The sequence below is a fragment of the Mycolicibacterium llatzerense genome (assembly GCF_000878195.1).
GTDB classification, from domain to species: domain Bacteria; phylum Actinomycetota; class Actinomycetes; order Mycobacteriales; family Mycobacteriaceae; genus Mycobacterium; species Mycobacterium llatzerense.
This window is the reverse complement of record NZ_JXST01000038.1, coordinates 19,881-35,234: the sequence shown is the minus strand read 5'-3', so window position 1 is coordinate 35,234 and position 15,354 is coordinate 19,881. Positions and strand designations below refer to the sequence as shown.

Genomic DNA, 15,354 nt, shown 5'->3' with positions numbered 1-15,354 from the left:
GCCGCCCCCTCAAACGGCAGCGTGGGCAGCGGGTACTACGCGACTTCGAGGAAGATGCGGCGCTGACGGCGGACCGGGTAGCCGTTGGCTTCGGCCAGGGACCGCAGCTGCTTCAGCGCGAACGTCCGGCCGCGACCCTCGTCGGCCGGAATGACGATGCCGGCCCAGAGGCCTTCGGCGCGGGGCAGTTCGACGGCGTCACGCGCGCAGGCCCAGCGGCGGGGGCACTGCCGGCAGAGGCTCTTGGCTTCTTCGCTGGCGATCGTCGTCCACTGCTCCGGGCTCCGGGTGCACTCGCCGAGCGGCAGGCCGTCCATGGCAATTGCGGTCATCGGGGTACTCCTTAGCTGTTGCGCTGCGACTGTTCCGTCGCGGTTGAGAAGAATCTATAGCACCAGACTGCAGTAACGCAACAGTTAAACCGTAGCGCTAGACATATTCGCAGGTCAGTGCGCTATTGACGCTCAGAAATCATCCGAATGGTCCGGAATAACATTGGTGAAAGTCGCGGTTTGGGGAGGGTGTACGGTCTAACTGAAGCGCTTCCGGGCCTACCGATACGGTTCAGTGACCGTCAACGCAATAGTTATGCGAGACGGAACGGGCTAAGCTGTACCGGACCGCTGACAGCGCTCCGGATTTCTTGTTGAGCGCGGGCCGCAATGAGATGGAGGTGACCTCGGGTGCCGAACATCGATCCCGATGACGTCACCGAGTACATCGCCCTGCCCGCCGTCGATCCCGGGATGGAGCGTGCCGGTGCGGCCGCCGCAGCTCGCCGCCGCGAGCTCGACATCAGCCAGCGCAGTCTGGCGGCCGACGGCATCATCAACGCCGGAGCACTGATCTCCTTCGAAAAAGGCCGCAGCTGGCCGCGCGAAAGAACGCGCCTGCGCCTCGAAGAGGTGTTGCACTGGCCGCCGGGAACCATCGCACGGATCCGCAGTGGCGAGCCCGTCCCGGCGCAGGCACAGTTCGCGGCGGCGCCACAAGCCGCGCCCGCCCCGCCGATGACCAACGCAGGTGAGGTTCCGCTGATCGCCCAGGCGGTCGTCGCCGCGGTGAACACCTTGGGTGCCACCGCCGACGCCCTGCCGGCCATTGAAGATTCCGAATTCACGCCGTGGGTGACGCAGATACTTTCCGACCTGCGGCAGCTCGAAGCCGTCGCCGCGAGCGCCGCCCGGCTCGGGCCGGTATCGCCGCCGCTGATCAAAGCACTGGGATTGGTGCGCGCCCGGATCGACGAACTGACACTGCTCGGCGCCAAAGCACCGACCGCGACTCTCGGGCAGCGGCTGTACGCCGCGCGGCGCGGTGCCAACCTGACCATCCAGGAGACGGCCCTGGCCGCCGGCGTGCCCGAGGCCGTCGTGGTCGGTGCCGAAGCCGAAGCGACCGTGTCGGAGCAGGACAAGCAGCTGGTCGAAAAATTGCTCCTGCAGCTGGTCTAGTTGCAGCTATCAGGAACGCTCGCGGTGCCGGTCGTCACTGGTCGGGAAGTTTGCCGCGAGTGCGGCCGCGATCTCGATGAACTTGCGTCGCGTCGCCGGCGCCAGCTGCCGGGTACCGGCGATGACGCCACCCGGCCGCAGGTGCCCGTCGAACGGGACCTCGACGACGGCCTGACCCTGCCCGGCGAACTGCTGGGCCAGCACCGAGCGCGTGCGCTTGTCGGCATGGCCGTCGGAATCGTTGAGCACCACCACCGTTCGCTGCAACAGACCGTTGAGGCCGTGTGCCGCCAGCCAATCCAGCGTCTGCCCGGCCGCGCCGGCCCCGTCGACCCAGGGTGATGACACGACGATGAGCGCGTCCAGATCCCGGAGCACCTCCTGAGTGACGGGGCTGTCCATCGTCGAGCTGCAGTCGATGATCGAAATGGTGAAGTGACGATCCAGCCGGGAGGCCGCCTCCCGGTAAACCGCGGGGTCCAGCACCCGCCGGCGGGCCGGGCTCGCCTCACCGGCCAGCACGAACAGTCCGGCGGCATTGCTGCCCACGCGGTTACGGATATCGGCGAAACTCTCGAGATGCTGGTCGGACGCCAACTCCCAGTACGAACTCAGGGCCTTGGGATCGACACGGCTGCCGAGCTTGCCGAACGCGGTGTCGGCGTCGACGGCCACGACGCGGTCCTCCTGCCGGAGCTCGGCGAACAGCGACCCGATCGAGGCGGACATCGTCGTCTTGCCGACACCGCCCTTGCCCATGACGCCGACCTTGTAGTGGCCCGACAACGCCGACCGAATCCGGTTGATCTGCTGAGCCTCGTGGATCTCATCGGGTGACGGCCCGAGGTTGACCAGCCCGAACGTCGCCTTGAACAGCGTCTTGCGCCAGCCGCGACCGGGTTCGGGCTTGCGGGCCCGGAGCAGGTCGTCCCGGCGGATGGCGTCGGCGTACGACCCCGGTGCCGTGAACTGACCCTGCGGGCCGTACGGCCACGGCTGCTGTGGCGGGCGACCTGGCTGGATGGGGCCGGGCTGCGGCGGGTAAACGGTCCTGCGCTGCAGCGGTTCGGTGTGCTGCATGCCGGTGTTGCCGCCCGCCGGATTCACGCGTGGCCAGGCCGGCGGCGTGTTCACCGGATGTCCGGCAAAAGCGCTTTCCGGGGGGTTGTGCTGCGGTTCGAAGTGGTCAGTCACCGAATACGCGCTTTCTCTCCTCGGTTGGCTCGACGCAGGTGCCAAGACGCAGATGCCCTCCCAGTATCGACCACGTCAGTGGCGATAGCGGGATGGCCGGGCCCAATACCGTTGCCTGCCGTCCGGCCGACGGTTCGACGGAGGTTCGCGCAGTGCCGTCGAATTGCTTGTCCACCAAGACCTTTCGGCGTGTGACGGTGACGGCCGACCAGGCCGTGGCGGTGCCGAATTGGTGCGGACCTGTGGTCAGACCCGCTGGTAGGCTCGATGCGGGTTGTGGGGAAGCGCTGTGGGGGTGGTGTGGGGCCGCCTGTGCAGGTCAGATGCCGTGACTCGCGTAGGAGTTTGGCCATCGGCCTGCCGCCTGTGAGGTGGCATACCAAGATGGTCACGGAGGACAGCGATGCCCGGCGCTTGGCGCTGGGAACAGGGGGTGGAGCCGAGATGCAGCGGGTGGACACATGTACCGGGCGTGAGGCCAGGTCACTGACGCGGTCGGGGCAGTGGACGTGACCGGCCCGTACACCGCGGCCAGCAGCGCCTCGGGCGGCATCGACGACGTCGTGGCCGTCGAGGTCACCATCGACGGCATGCTCGTCATCGCCGACAAGCTCGGTCTCATGGATTTCCCTACAAGCCTCGGCATCCGGCCGAACATCCCACAACTGGACCTGCGGAACATCGTCTGGGACCAGGTCCGGCGGGATCTGACGGCGCAGGGCGTCCTCGACATCTACGGGAACCCGCATCCAGAAGTGGCCGCGATGGTCGACACCCTCAGCCGCGCCGACCGCACCATCGAGGGTCGTTGGTGGCGCCGCGACGTCGGCGGGAAGATGCTGCGGTTCGTGGTTTGTCGCAAGGGTGAGCGGCATGTGGTCGCGGCCCGTGACGGCGAGATGCTGGTCCTACAGCGGGTTGCCCCGCAGGTGGGACTGGCCGGCATGGTCAATGCCGTGCTCGGCTCGGCCAACCCGGCCAACGTCGAGCCACTGACCGCGTCGAGCAGCCGCCTCACCGAGTCCCGCACCCCCGACCAGCTCACCCAGTTCGGCATCAGCCTGAGTTCGGCGCGGACCTACTCCGAACTCATCGGCAATCCCGACTCATGGGTCGAACTCACCGCCAACGAGCGGCACGCGGGCGGCACCTACAGCCAGGCCGACGTGGCCGCCGGTGTCCTGGACTCCCGGCTGGGCCGCATCGTGTCCCTGCCGCGGAAGGTCAGTGGGGAGCTCTACGGCAGCTTCCTCGCCGGCACCGACGAGAACCTGGAACGCGCACTCCAGGGACTGATGGAGTTCCTGCCGTCGCGCTCGTGGTTCGACACACCGTCCGCGGGCGCCTCCGGCGACGACTACCAGGACTGACGTTGGCGGCCCACCATCCAGACGACGGGTTTGACGACGAGCCGTCGGGCGATGATCCGGACGACGGTTCGGACGACGATCTCGGCGGTGCACTCGACTACCTGTACGCCGACGACGACGTGGTCAGCCCGGGCGCGCTGGCTGCCGAGGACGGTGAGTCGTCCGTCGACGACCAGCCGGTCCCGTTCGGGTACACCGTCGCGAACCCACCGCAGACGGTGACTGTCACGGCCCTCATGGACGGCCGGATCCACCGCGTGCGGCTCGCCCCGGGAGTCACCAACATGACGGAAGTGGAACTGGCGCAGGAAGTTCTCTTGATCGCCGACCTGGCCCGCCAGGACGGGCGGTCGGCGCAGTACGACGTCATGTATTCGGGGCTTCGGGAACTGGGCCACGACCGCGCCGAGGCCAAGGATTTCCTGTCCCGCAGTCTCGACCTGCCGTCGCCCGAAGAGGCCGCCGCGACCCGCGCCCACATCTTTGCCACCAGATATTCAGGGGAAACACTGACCTGGGCACCGAGGTTCGCCGCATGCACGATGGCGCGCGCCAGGCTGCGCAGCGAGCCGGCGGTCTGGGTGGTGTTCGGGTCGTTCGGGTCGCTGCGCGAGTCCTTCGGCATGAAGGCTTCCGAGGTCTGGCGCAGCGACAGGATGCGGGCCTCGGGGGCGACGCCGATGAATGCGTCCGTCGGCGCCGGGCGGCCGGCGATGATCGACGCCGTCAGGGTGCCGTGGGCATCGCAGTCCGACAGGCCGTTGCCGCCCTTGTCGACGAAGTCGCCGCCGGGTTCGGCGGGCACGCGCGGCGAGGCGTTCACGCCCGTGTCGATGACCGCGACGGTGACGCCCGCCCCGGTGGCGAATTTCTGCGCCTCCGCGAGGTGCAGATAGTCGGCCGCCCACGGCTTGTCGGCGAAGTTCGAGTTCGGCAGCACAGTCGGCGCGGAGCAGATCTTGCGCTGCTCCATCGCCTGATCGGGGCCGGTGTCGTCGGGAGGGACGGCGCCGGGGTCGATGGCCGGCGGTTCGATGGCCAGTGCGGGCGGCGCGCTGGCGACAGCCAGCAGCAACGCCGCAGCGACGGCGGCTAGACGACGCACGAGCTACCGCCCCCACCATGGGGACGACCGCTCGTGAACTTCCGAGTCCCCCGTGACATTTTCCCTGCTACGACATCTGCGTGAACCGCGATGCCTTCCCCGTAACCATGTAGCACGAATTCATACTAGTGGTGTGTAGCGGGGGCTCAGTGCGCTTTCTGTGGCCGCTGGGAGTGGCCCCGAGCGGTGCGCGTCAGGCGTCGAGGTCCTGCGACACCAGGTCGGCGACCACCGCGAGCGCGGTTTCGTCGTCCGAAGCCACCGTCACCTGGGCGCCGTTGCCGGCCCCGAGCGTCATGATCATGAGCGCCGAGCCGGCGTCCACGGGTTCGCCGTCGTCGACCGCGAGGGTTACCTGCGCGCCGGAGTTGACGACGGCCTCGGAGATGACGGCTGCCGGACGGGCGTGCAGGCCGATGGCGGATCCGACGGTGACGGTCTTGCTGGGCATGGCTTCTCCTTTGTGGGGTTGGGTTGGTTGTCTGATCTGGAAGTTGCTCAGCTGCCGGCGGGCTGCAGGGACGCGCTGGCCTCGGCCGCCGGGACTGCCCTGCCGGCGCTCTTGGCGACGACGACCGCCAGTGCGCTGCAGACGGCTCCGACGACGACGGCCACGACGAACCAGATGAGGTGGTCGATGGCGAAGAAGACGAAGATGCCGCCGTGCGGTGCCTTGGAGGTCACGTCGAACGTCATCACCAGGGCCCCGGTGACGGCGCCGCCGAACATCATCGACGGGATGACCCGCAGCGGGTCGGCCGCGGCGAACGGGATGGCGCCCTCGGTGATGAAGCACGCGCCGAGAAGCCAAGCGGCCCGGCCATTTTCGCGCTCGGGTTCGGTGAAGAGCCGGGGCCGGACGGCCGAGGCCAACGCCATGGCCAGCGGCGGCACCATCCCGGCGGCCATGACGGCGGCCATGATCCGCAGCGACGCGACGTCGGTGATGTTCAGTCCGGCGGCGGCGAAGGCGTAGGCCGCCTTGTTGACCGGTCCACCCAGGTCGAAGCACATCATCAGGCCGAGGATGACGCCCAGCAGGACCAGTGAGCTGCCGGTCATGCTGCCGAGCCAGTGGGTCAGGCCCGAGGTGACGGCGGCCAAGGGGCGACCCAGCAGCAGGAACATGGACAGGCCGACGATCAGTGAGGCGCCGAGCGGAATCACCACCACCGGCATCAGGCCGCGGAACCATTGGGGCACTTTGAACGAGCCGATCCACAGTGCGGAGAACCCGGCGATCAGCCCGCCGACGATGCCGCCGATGAACCCGCCCCCGACGGCGACGGCCACCGCACCGGCGGTGAAACCCGGTGCGATACCGGGACGGTCGGCGATGGCGAACGAGATGTAGCCCGCGAGGGCCGGGACGAGGAACCCGAATGCCAGCCCGCCGAGCGTGAACAGCACCGCACCGAGGTACTGCAGGAGTCCTCCGGTCGGCAGGTTGGTCAGTGAATTGGTGGTCGCGATGATGTGCGCGAGTGAATCAGATTGCCCGGCAGGCTTGTTGGCGATCTCGTAGCCCGCGAACAGGAAGCCCAACGCGATCAGCAGGCCGCCGGCCGCGACGAACGGGATCATGTAGCTGACGCCGGTCAGCAGGATCTGGCGCAGCCGCGTGCCCCAACCCAACCCGCCGCGGGCATCGGTGGGCGCGGGGGCCGCGGCATCGCCCTGCACCCGGGCGGCCCGCGGATCCTTGGCCGCGGCAACGGCTTCGGCGATCATGGTGTCGGGTTCGTTGATGGCCCGCTTCACACCCGAGGCGACGACGGGCTTGCCGGCGAACCGCTGTTTGTCCTTGACTCCGACATCGGTGGCGAAGATGACAGCATCGGCCGCGGCGATGGTCTCGGCCGACAGTGGGGTCGAGCCGGATGACCCTTGGGTTTCGACGCTGAAGCGAACGCCCGCGCGGTCGGCGGCCAGTTTCAGGGCGTCGGCGGCCATGTAGGTGTGGGCAATTCCGGTGGGACAGGCGGTGATTGCGATGAGTGAGGCGGCGGGTGCCGATTCGGGCGTGGGGGCCGGGGCCGGCGGTGCGACTGGGGCTGCGGGTGCCGGGCTGACGACGCCCTCCACGAGAGCGACCACCTCGGCGTCCGTACCCGCGGCACGGAGCTGTTCGACGAAGTCCTTGCGCACCAGGGCCCGGGCCAGGCTGGACAGCAGCTTCATGTGTTCGGCGCCGCCCGATTCCGGCGCCGCGATGAGGAACGCCAGGTCGGCGGGACCGTCGGGTGCGCCGAACGGGACCCGGGGTGTCAGCCGGGCGAAAGCGATGGTGGGCTCGTCGACATGGGGTGAGCGGCAGTGCGGGATCGCGATGCCACCGGGAAGGCCGGTCGCGGACTGGGATTCGCGCGCCAGTGCCGCCTCGATGAGTCCGTCGCGGTTGGTGGCGCGGCCGGCCGCGGCCATCCGGCCGGCCAGCAGTTCGATCACATTCTGCTTGTCGGGGCCGGCGTCGACGTCGAGTGCGACGAGGTCCGAGGTGATGATCGGCATGGGTGTTCCTTTGACTAGAACGGGATCAGAGAGTGGCTGAGGCGGAGGTGACTGCCTGTACGCGAACGGTTTTCACATCGATCTGCTCGGGGTTGGGCAGCGCGGAACCTGGTAACGAGGCAGCTGCGCTGCCGTAGGCGACGGCCGTTTGGAGCCGCTGCGCGGGCGGGGCGCCGGCGATGGTGGCGGCGAGATATCCCGCCAGCGATGCGTCACCCGCGCCGACAGTGCTGCGCGGCACGATGGACGGGGCCGTTGCCGCCCATACGCCGTCGTGGTCGACCAGGACCGCGCCCGCGCCACCGAGGGTGACGAGCACGGTGTGCGCCCCGCGGGTGACGAGTTGCTGGGCGGCGGAGATCACCGGCAGTGAATCACCTTGTGCGGCAGCCGCTTCCAGCTCATGCGCTGAGCGTCCGGTCAACCACGCCAATTCCTCGGAATTGGGCTTGATCAGATCGGGCGCCGCGGTCGAGAAGGCTTCGGCGAGTGCGGTCAGGGGACGCTCGGAGGTGTCCACCGCGACGCGGCACGGCAGGGCCGCCAGCTGCGCGACGATGTCGGCGTACCAACCGTCGGGAACGCCCGGCGGCAGCGATCCGGACAGCACCACCCAGGTGGCCCGCGCCGCGTGATCGGAGACGACTGCGGTCAGCGCCGCCAGGGTGGCGTCATCCAGATGTGCCCCGGGCTCGTTGAGTTTTGTTGTGGTGCCGTCAGTTTCGGTGATCGTCAGATTGCTGCGCACGGTGCCCGGGATGTCGATGTTGTGGAACGGCACCCCGCGGGTCCGCAGCTCCGCCAGGATCGGATCGTGGTCGGCGGCAGGCAGCAGGGCGACGGTGTCGACACCGTTCTGCGTCAGCGCGCGAGATACGTTGACGCCCTTGCCCCCTGGCTCGGTGGAGACGGGGATCAGGCGGTGTACCGCTCCCCTGGTCAGCGGTTCGTCGAGGGAGAGGGTGCGGTCCAGGCTGGGGTTGAGGGTGACGGTGACGATCACGAGCCGGCCTCCGCGCAGATGACGTCGACTCCGGCGTCGATGAGTTGGCGGCGCTCGTGATCGCGGATCTCGTTGTCGGTGACGACGGTCCGCACGGCCGACAGCGGTGCGAAACTGACCAGGTCCTCGCGGCCGAACTTGCTCGAATCAGCCGTCACCACAACGTGGTTGGCGCACTTGGCCATGGCGCGCTTGATGGCGGCCTCGTCACTGTCGGGGGTGGAGAAGCCGTGCCGGACGGTGATGCCGTTGGTGCCGAGGAAGGCGACGTCGACGCGCAGGGAGTCGAGGGTTCGCAGCGCCTGCTCCCCCACCACGGCCTGGGTCAGGCTGCGGACCCGGCCGCCCAGCAGTTGCAGGGAGATTGTCGGGTTGGACGTCAGCTTCGCGGCCGCGGGAATCGAGTTCGTGATGATGACGAGGTCGCGGTCGGTGGGGATGAGCTCGGCGATGCGCGCGGTGGTGGTGCCGGCGTCGATGAGTACCGTCCCGCCGGTGGCGGGCAGCAGGGCAACCGCCGCGGCGGCGATCGCGGCCTTCTGTTGGGTCTGGGTGGAATCGCGCTGGACCACGCCCTGCTCCACCAGGTGCAGTGTGCGGGCCGGCACCGCTCCCCCGTGCACTCGGCGGATGACCCCCGCTTTGTCGAGGACGTCGAGGTCGCGGCGCACCGTTTCTGTGGTGACGTCGTAGGCGTCTGCCAGTTCGTTGACCGAGGCGCGGCCGTCGGCGAGCACTTGCGAGGCGATGGCCTGCTGCCGTTCTTCCGCGTACATGACCCTCCAAGATTGTGGGAACACATCCGATTCGATCTTTATATTGTTTGTTTTACGCTTGGATATGTTGACTTGTCAACGGTTCGGAGTAATCTACATCACATGAGCCAGACATCTGTGAGCCCGGCCCCGACGCCACAGTCAATGCCGGTCGATGTGGAAACCGGCGGCGCACCGGTGGTGCTGCGCGGAGTTCCCGCAGTCGGCGGAGTGCGTTACGCGCCGGTGCTGTGGCCAGGGGCGCGACCCACGCCCGAGGCCGATGCCGTGCCCGTTGAACTGGGGGAGTCGGAGCGAGCGGGGGAGCGGGAGCGCTTCGCGGCCGCGTCTGTCACCGTCGCGGACCGCCTCCGGACCCGGGCGGCCAAGGCCACCGGAGCGGCCGCGGAGGTGTTGGCCACGACGGCGACGCTGGCGCAGGACCGGGCCTGGGCGGCGGCGACGGACAAGCGCATCGCCGACGGCATGTCCGCGGTGCGGGCCGTGGTCGCCACGGCAGACCAGTTCGTCGAGATGTTCACTCGGATGGGCGGATTGATGGCCGAGCGGGTCGCCGACCTCAGGGATATCCGGGATCGCGTGATCGCCGAACTGCGCGGACTTCCCGAGCCGGGGGTGCCGGTGCCGGACGTGCCGTCGGTGCTCTGCGCCGAGGACCTGGCGCCGGCGGACACGGCCGGGCTGGACCCGCAGCTGGTGGTGGCGTTGGTGACCAGCCTCGGCGGGCCGACCAGCCACACCGCGATCATCGCCCGTCAACTAGGCATTCCGTGTGTGGTGGCCGTTTCCGGGCTCGAGCAGGTGCAGTCGGGCGCGATGGTGCTGGTGGACGGCACCCACGGCACGGTGGCGATCGAGCCCGACGCGACCGCAGCGGCCGAGGCTGTGGCGCAGGCGCGGCGTGAGTCCGACCTTGCCGACAGCTGGCGTGGCCCCGGATCCACCGCCGATGGGCATCGGGTAGCGGTGCTCGCCAACGTGCAGGACGGCGCCGCCGCGCACGCGGCCGCCGCGACCCCGGCGGAGGGCATCGGGCTGTTCCGGACCGAATTGTGCTTCCTGAATCGGGATTTGGAACCGACCGTCGACGAGCAGGCGCAGATCTACGGCGACGTGCTGGCGGCGTTCCCGGAGCGAAAGGTGGTGGTGCGCACCCTCGACGCTGGTTCGGACAAGCCGCTGCGATTCGCCGGTCATGCCGATGAAGCCAACCCGGCGCTGGGAGTACGCGGCATCCGCATCGCCCAGGGCAATCCGGAGCTGCTGACCCGCCAGCTCCAGGCGATCGCGGCTGCGGCCGCGGCGACCGGCCAGCGTCCGTGGGTGATGGCCCCGATGATCGCGACGCCGGCGGAGGCGAAAGCCTTTGCGGCACAGGTGCGGTCTTTCGGTCTGACGCCCGGCGTGATGATCGAGGTGCCCGCCGCGGCGCTCCTGGCCGACCGGATCTTGCGGCACGTCGACTTCCTGTCGATCGGCACCAATGACTTGACGCAGTACACGATGGCGGCCGATCGGATGTCGGCCGACCTGGCGACACTGAGCGACCCGTGGCAGCCGGCGGTGCTGGCGCTGGTGCGCGCGGCGGCCAAGGCGGGCGAGGAGCAGGGCAAGCCGGTCGGCGTGTGTGGAGAGGCCGCGGCTGATCCGGCGCTGGCGTGCGTGCTGGTCGGGCTGGGCGTGACGTCACTGTCGACGGCTGCTGCCGCGGTCCGCGCGGTCGGTGCGGCGCTGGCGGGGGTGACGCTCGATCAGTGCCGGGCGGCCGCCGATGCCGCGCTGGCGGCGGAGTCGTCGGACGAGGCGCGCAGTGTCGCGATTGCGGCGCTGGCCGGGCATTGACCTGCGCTGTTGCCGTCCGGAATTAATCGGACTGCGGTCCGGTTATAGGTGACATGCCTGCTATCACTGCTGACACGATCAGCTTGCCGCGTATCGCTTCCGCCGCACCGAGTGAGACAGAACGCCCGGTGCGATCCATCACCACCGGCCCCCGGGGCTATGAGGGCGAGGGTTTCCCAGTCGTCCGTGCCTTCGCCGGGGTCAGCCCGGCCGACCTCGATCCGTTCGTCCACATGGACCAGATGGGCGAGGTCGAGTACGAGCCCGGCGAACCGACGGGCACCGACTGGCACCCGCACCGCGGTTTCGAGACCGTGACGTACATGATCGACGGCCGCTTCGCACACCAGGATTCACACGGTGGCGGCGGCCTGATCACCGACGGCGCCACCCAGTGGATGACCGCCGGATCGGGCATCCTGCACATCGAGACGCCGCCGGCCGAACTTGTCGAGAGCGGTGGCCTGTTCCACGGCCTGCAGCTGTGGGTGAACCTGCCCAAGAAGGACAAGTTCGCCGCCCCCAGGTACCAGGCCATCGAGGGCACCGACGTGACCCTGTTGTCCTCCGACGACGGCGGCGCGCTGGTGCGCGTCATCGCCGGTGAGATCGGCGACGCCACGGGGCCGGGCGGTACCCACACGCCAATCACCATGGCACACGCCACAATTGCGCCCGGAGCTCGACTCGACGTGCCGTGGAACCGCAAGTTCAACGCGCTCGTCTACATCCTCTCCGGACGCGGCACCGTCGGACCCGTCGGGCACCCCATCCACCAGGGCCAGCTGGCCGTGCTGGGACCGGGGGACCGCATCACCGTCGCAGCCGACGCGGGCCAGGACTCCAACCGGCCCGCGCTCGAGGTGCTGTTGCTCGGGGGCCAGCCGATCCGGGAACCGGTCTTCCACTACGGCCCGTTCGTGATGAACTCCAAGTCGGAGCTCATCGAGGCGTTCGAGGACTTCCAGTCCGGCAAGTTCGGCCAAATTCCGCCGAATGCGTTGAAGCCGCACCGGCCCGGTCGCTGATCAAGCGGGCGCGGGGTCCGGGTAGAGCAGCTCCAATTCGCCGAGGCTGGCCGCGACGGTCACCAGAGGCAGCGCGGCCTCGACCGACAAGGTTCCGCCTCCAGATTCGGCGCGCAGAGCCAGCACGAAGTCGTCACTGATCGGGCTGCGCTCTGCGGCGCCGGGATCTTCGGTGCCCGAGATTCGGGCGCAGATCGACGCGGTGTGTTCTTCGAGTACGGCGCGGGCGGCCGGGTACGGGGCCAGGGGCGGCGGCACGACGTCAGCGATGAGGTCGGCCGCCGCCCGCAACCGGACCGTCTGATTGGCAGCCCGGACCACCGGCGCCCGTAACTCCGTGGCCCCACTGCTCTCCGAAAGAAAGTGGCGCACAGCATCATCCACGGTGCGGGAGGCGGTCAGGGCGTCGTAGCTCAAGGCGTGCACCCGGTCGGTGGCTGCCTCGGATGCGCCGCGGGTCACCCGCCGCACGGCGGCGATCAGGTACCGCGTGCCGGCGGTGCGCGCCGAGTCCAGCGTGCGCTGCACCACCGCCGCTGAACCTCGTGGCCACAGCAGCAGCGACACCACGACGCCCACCGCGGCGCCGACCAGGACATTCTCGAGCCTGATCAGCCCGACCCGCCAGCCCGCCGGACTGAGCAGGTTGTAGATCGTGAGCACCAACATCGTGAACATCGCCTGGCCCGCGACGAACGAAAACACGTCGGGCACATAGGCGGAACCGAACGCCACTATCGGCAGGAGCAACCACAGCAGGACGGGATTCGCCCCGATCAGGTGGATCACCACGGTGCCGAGCAGGAACCCGATCGCGGTGCCGCCGACCGCACGCACGACGCGCGTCCCGGTGGTCAGCGCGCTGCTGCGCAGCACGGACAGGGACGCCATGGCGATCCAGAATCCGTGTTGCAGCGGAAACAGATGAACGACCGCCACCGCCACGGCCAGCCCGATGCCGGTGCGGAGGCTGTTCTGCACCACCACGGCCCGGGTCGCGACGAACCCCGACGGGATGGCGGACACGGCCTGGGATTCGGACAACACCCGATCGAAGTTCCCGGAAACCGGCAATCGCCGACCGAGGACGCGGGCCCACACCGGGCGGGCGTCGGCGTCGGCCGCCAACCCGATGACCCGGCCGGTGGCCCCCACACATGCCGAGAAGGTGCGTAGCCGCAACAGTTTTCGGCCGGCCGCGACAGCCAGCAGGTCGTCGGGCTCGCCCCGGATCAATTCGATGTCCTCGCGGTAACGCCCCCGGGTCGCGGCCCGATGCGCGGTCAACGCCTCGGCCAGATCGGCGCGGTACCGATTGCGGCCCTCGGCCCGCGGCGTGCTCAGCACCCGGGCGCAGTCGTTCAATACCCGAATGGCCGGCCCACGGGTCTCCGCCAGCAGTGAGCCGGTGGCATCGGTGGCACGGTCGCACAGCCAGCGCAGATCGTCGACCACCCGCACCAGGGCGCGACTGCCGGCGGTCAAACCGACCGGACGGAAATCGGCGCCGAGGAAGTTGTCACCCAGCACCTCCATCGCATCGGAGAGCTCCTGAGCCGTCGCCGACCCCTCCAGCCGGGCCGCCAGCAGCCGGCACACCTGCGCCGCGTGCTTGCGCAGGTCGTCGTGATGCGTGGGCGGCAGCAGGAACAACGCGGCCGGGACGGCAATGGCCCAGGCCACCGCCCAGCCGAGCAGTCGATCGGGGACCGGGCCTGCCGGCGTGCACACCGGCAGCACGAACGTCATCAAGGTGGAGCGCTGGCCGGCGGCGATGATCTCGCTGAGGACACCGGAGAACGTCACCAGCACGCCGATGGCGAACATCGCCGGTACGGCGAGCCACGGATGCGGGGACAGCAGCGTGCCCAGGGTGATCAGGACCGTTCCGTTGAAGCCGAGGCCGGCATAGGCCAGCGCCCGCGCCGGCCGGTTGCCGGGAAAATCCACCACCACCAACAGCGCGACCGCGCCGAAGATGGCGAACATCGTCGTCTGTGAACCGCTGCCGACGGCGGTACCGACCGCCAGTCCGACGACGGCGACGACCGGCAGCACCAATCCCGCACGGGTCGCCCGGCGCAGGGCGTCATGTTCGGGATCGCCGTCGTGTGGCCGCGTTCGGAGCTGCTGCCAGCGCACCGCCAGCGACTCTCGCGACACCACGCCCGTCATGGCGCCCAACATTAATTTGGCTGACGTCGTCATGCGCCGGCAACAACACGCCTATGGGCCGGCTTTCTCCGTGCCGTCGCCGACGCGGGGTCGTTCCTGGCCGGGCTACCGATCGGGACCGGCCGGCGGACGCGAACCTGGCGCCGTGCAGCAATCGGTCATTGACATAACTGCAAGTTTGCTGGAAGAAGCAATTTCAGCGGCCATGCTTCGCATACGAGCAGGGTCGGGCCGAGATCTGTGGCACAATTTGACGATGCCGTACATCGCCACCCGAGGCCCGGGTCGCCCTCCCGCGGCGAAGGCGGCCGAAACCCGTGAGCGCATCCTGCGCGCTGCCCGCGAGGTTTTCAGTGAACTCGGTTACGACGCAGCAACATTCCAAGCCATCGCCATCCGCGCGGATTTGACGCGCCCAGCGATCAATCATTACTTCGCGAACAAGCGGGTGCTGTACGGCGAGGTCCTCGATCAGACCAACGCCTTGGTGGTCGCTGCGGGCCGTCGCCGGGCCGAGGAGGAGACCACCTTCATCAGGCGTTTGTCGTCCTTCTTCGTCGCCGCCATCCAAGGTGACTCCGAGGACCGATCCGCCGCGGCGTTTCTGGTGACCTCGATTCTCGAGGCGCAGCGACATCCCGAATTGCGCCAGGAGGAGCACGACGCGCTCGTGGCCTCCCGTGACTTCGTGACCTGGGCTGTCACCGACGCCATCGAGCGCGGTGAGCTGGCCGTCGACACCGAGGTGCCCACCGTGGTGGAGATGCTGATCGCCGTCATGTGGGGGATGGGCTTCTACGCCGGATATGTCGGCAGTCACCAGGAGCTGACGGCCGTCATCGAACGGCTCGAACTTTTGCTCGCCAACAAGTTGTGGCGGGTCACCGAATAGGCCG

Annotated in this window: 12 protein-coding genes and 1 pseudogene; 5 read left to right on the top strand and 8 right to left on the bottom strand. The window is 68.8% G+C overall.

Features of this window, described 5'->3' with window-relative positions; translation table 11 throughout:
* Positions 1-35 precede the first annotated feature (35 nt).
* Entirely contained in the window at positions 36-332 is a 297-nt protein-coding gene (locus TL10_RS22840) for a WhiB family transcriptional regulator (RefSeq protein WP_043391368.1), read from the bottom strand.
* Between the two features lie 351 nt (positions 333-683).
* Between TL10_RS22840 and TL10_RS22835 the strand changes: the two genes are divergently transcribed.
* Positions 684-1,454: a transcriptional regulator gene (locus TL10_RS22835; RefSeq protein WP_390892702.1), complete on the top strand. Its 771-nt coding sequence runs from the start codon at positions 684-686 to the stop codon at positions 1,452-1,454.
* A gap of 9 nt (positions 1,455-1,463) precedes the next feature.
* Here the strand turns inward: TL10_RS22835 and TL10_RS22830 are convergent, their stop codons facing one another.
* Positions 1,464-2,648, bottom strand: coding sequence for a MinD/ParA family ATP-binding protein (locus tag TL10_RS22830; protein WP_192830288.1), 1,185 nt, complete (start codon positions 2,646-2,648; stop codon positions 1,464-1,466).
* A 509-nt stretch (positions 2,649-3,157) separates the two neighbouring features.
* Here TL10_RS22830 and TL10_RS22825 point away from each other — a divergent pair.
* Entirely contained in the window at positions 3,158-4,018 is an 861-nt protein-coding gene (locus TL10_RS22825; RefSeq protein ID WP_043391910.1) for an ESX secretion-associated protein EspG, read from the top strand.
* A 511-nt stretch (positions 4,019-4,529) separates the two neighbouring features.
* Here TL10_RS22825 and TL10_RS32050 read toward each other — a convergent pair.
* The 5 genes and pseudogenes from TL10_RS32050 to TL10_RS22800 all read right to left on the bottom strand — a co-directional run.
* A pseudogene (locus TL10_RS32050) lies at positions 4,530-5,123 on the bottom strand (S8 family serine peptidase); the annotation flags it as partial.
* A gap of 193 nt (positions 5,124-5,316) precedes the next feature.
* Positions 5,317-5,574 (bottom strand): HPr family phosphocarrier protein, encoded by a 258-nt coding sequence (locus TL10_RS22815; protein WP_043391320.1) that lies wholly within the window; start codon positions 5,572-5,574, stop codon positions 5,317-5,319.
* A 47-nt stretch (positions 5,575-5,621) separates the two neighbouring features.
* Entirely contained in the window at positions 5,622-7,634 is a 2,013-nt protein-coding gene (locus tag TL10_RS22810) for a PTS fructose transporter subunit IIABC (protein ID WP_043987475.1), read from the bottom strand.
* Positions 7,635-7,659: 25 nt separating this feature from the next.
* Complete coding sequence (gene pfkB, locus TL10_RS22805) at positions 7,660-8,637, bottom strand: 1-phosphofructokinase (protein WP_043391315.1); 978 nt, start codon at positions 8,635-8,637, stop codon at positions 7,660-7,662.
* Complete coding sequence (locus tag TL10_RS22800) at positions 8,634-9,413, bottom strand: DeoR/GlpR family DNA-binding transcription regulator (RefSeq protein WP_043987473.1); 780 nt, start codon at positions 9,411-9,413, stop codon at positions 8,634-8,636. The genes pfkB and TL10_RS22800 overlap by 4 nt, the downstream gene beginning before the upstream one ends.
* A gap of 102 nt (positions 9,414-9,515) precedes the next feature.
* Between TL10_RS22800 and ptsP the strand changes: the two genes are divergently transcribed.
* Together ptsP and TL10_RS22790 are read left to right on the top strand one after the other, a co-directional pair.
* The gene (gene ptsP, locus TL10_RS22795; protein WP_043987472.1) at positions 9,516-11,255 is read left to right on the top strand and encodes a phosphoenolpyruvate--protein phosphotransferase; all 1,740 of its coding nucleotides are present in this window, start codon (positions 9,516-9,518) and stop codon (positions 11,253-11,255) included.
* A 53-nt stretch (positions 11,256-11,308) separates the two neighbouring features.
* Complete coding sequence (locus TL10_RS22790) at positions 11,309-12,283, top strand: pirin family protein (protein WP_043391311.1); 975 nt, start codon at positions 11,309-11,311, stop codon at positions 12,281-12,283.
* Here the strand turns inward: TL10_RS22790 and TL10_RS22785 are convergent, their stop codons facing one another.
* On the bottom strand, positions 12,284-14,458 hold the full coding sequence (locus tag TL10_RS22785; protein ID WP_043391900.1) for an FUSC family protein: 2,175 nt from the start codon (positions 14,456-14,458) through the stop codon (positions 12,284-12,286).
* A 256-nt stretch (positions 14,459-14,714) separates the two neighbouring features.
* On the opposite strand from TL10_RS22785, the gene TL10_RS22780 reads away from it, so the two are divergent.
* Entirely contained in the window at positions 14,715-15,350 is a 636-nt protein-coding gene (locus TL10_RS22780; RefSeq protein ID WP_043391310.1) for a TetR/AcrR family transcriptional regulator, read from the top strand.
* The last annotated feature ends 4 nt before the right edge of the window (positions 15,351-15,354 follow it).

Coding starts and splice junctions, on each gene's coding strand:
- TL10_RS22840 (WP_043391368.1), bottom strand. CDS start 332: ATGACCGCAATTGCCATGGACGGCCTGCCGCTCGGCGAGTGCACCCGG.
- TL10_RS22815 (WP_043391320.1), bottom strand. CDS start 5,574: ATGCCCAGCAAGACCGTCACCGTCGGATCCGCCATCGGCCTGCACGCC.
- TL10_RS22810 (WP_043987475.1), bottom strand. CDS start 7,634: ATGCCGATCATCACCTCGGACCTCGTCGCACTCGACGTCGACGCCGGC.
- TL10_RS22800 (WP_043987473.1), bottom strand. CDS start 9,413: ATGTACGCGGAAGAACGGCAGCAGGCCATCGCCTCGCAAGTGCTCGCC.
- ptsP (WP_043987472.1), top strand. CDS start 9,516: ATGAGCCAGACATCTGTGAGCCCGGCCCCGACGCCACAGTCAATGCCG.
- TL10_RS22790 (WP_043391311.1), top strand. CDS start 11,309: ATGCCTGCTATCACTGCTGACACGATCAGCTTGCCGCGTATCGCTTCC.
- TL10_RS22785 (WP_043391900.1), bottom strand. CDS start 14,458: ATGACGGGCGTGGTGTCGCGAGAGTCGCTGGCGGTGCGCTGGCAGCAG.
- TL10_RS22780 (WP_043391310.1), top strand. CDS start 14,715: ATGCCGTACATCGCCACCCGAGGCCCGGGTCGCCCTCCCGCGGCGAAG.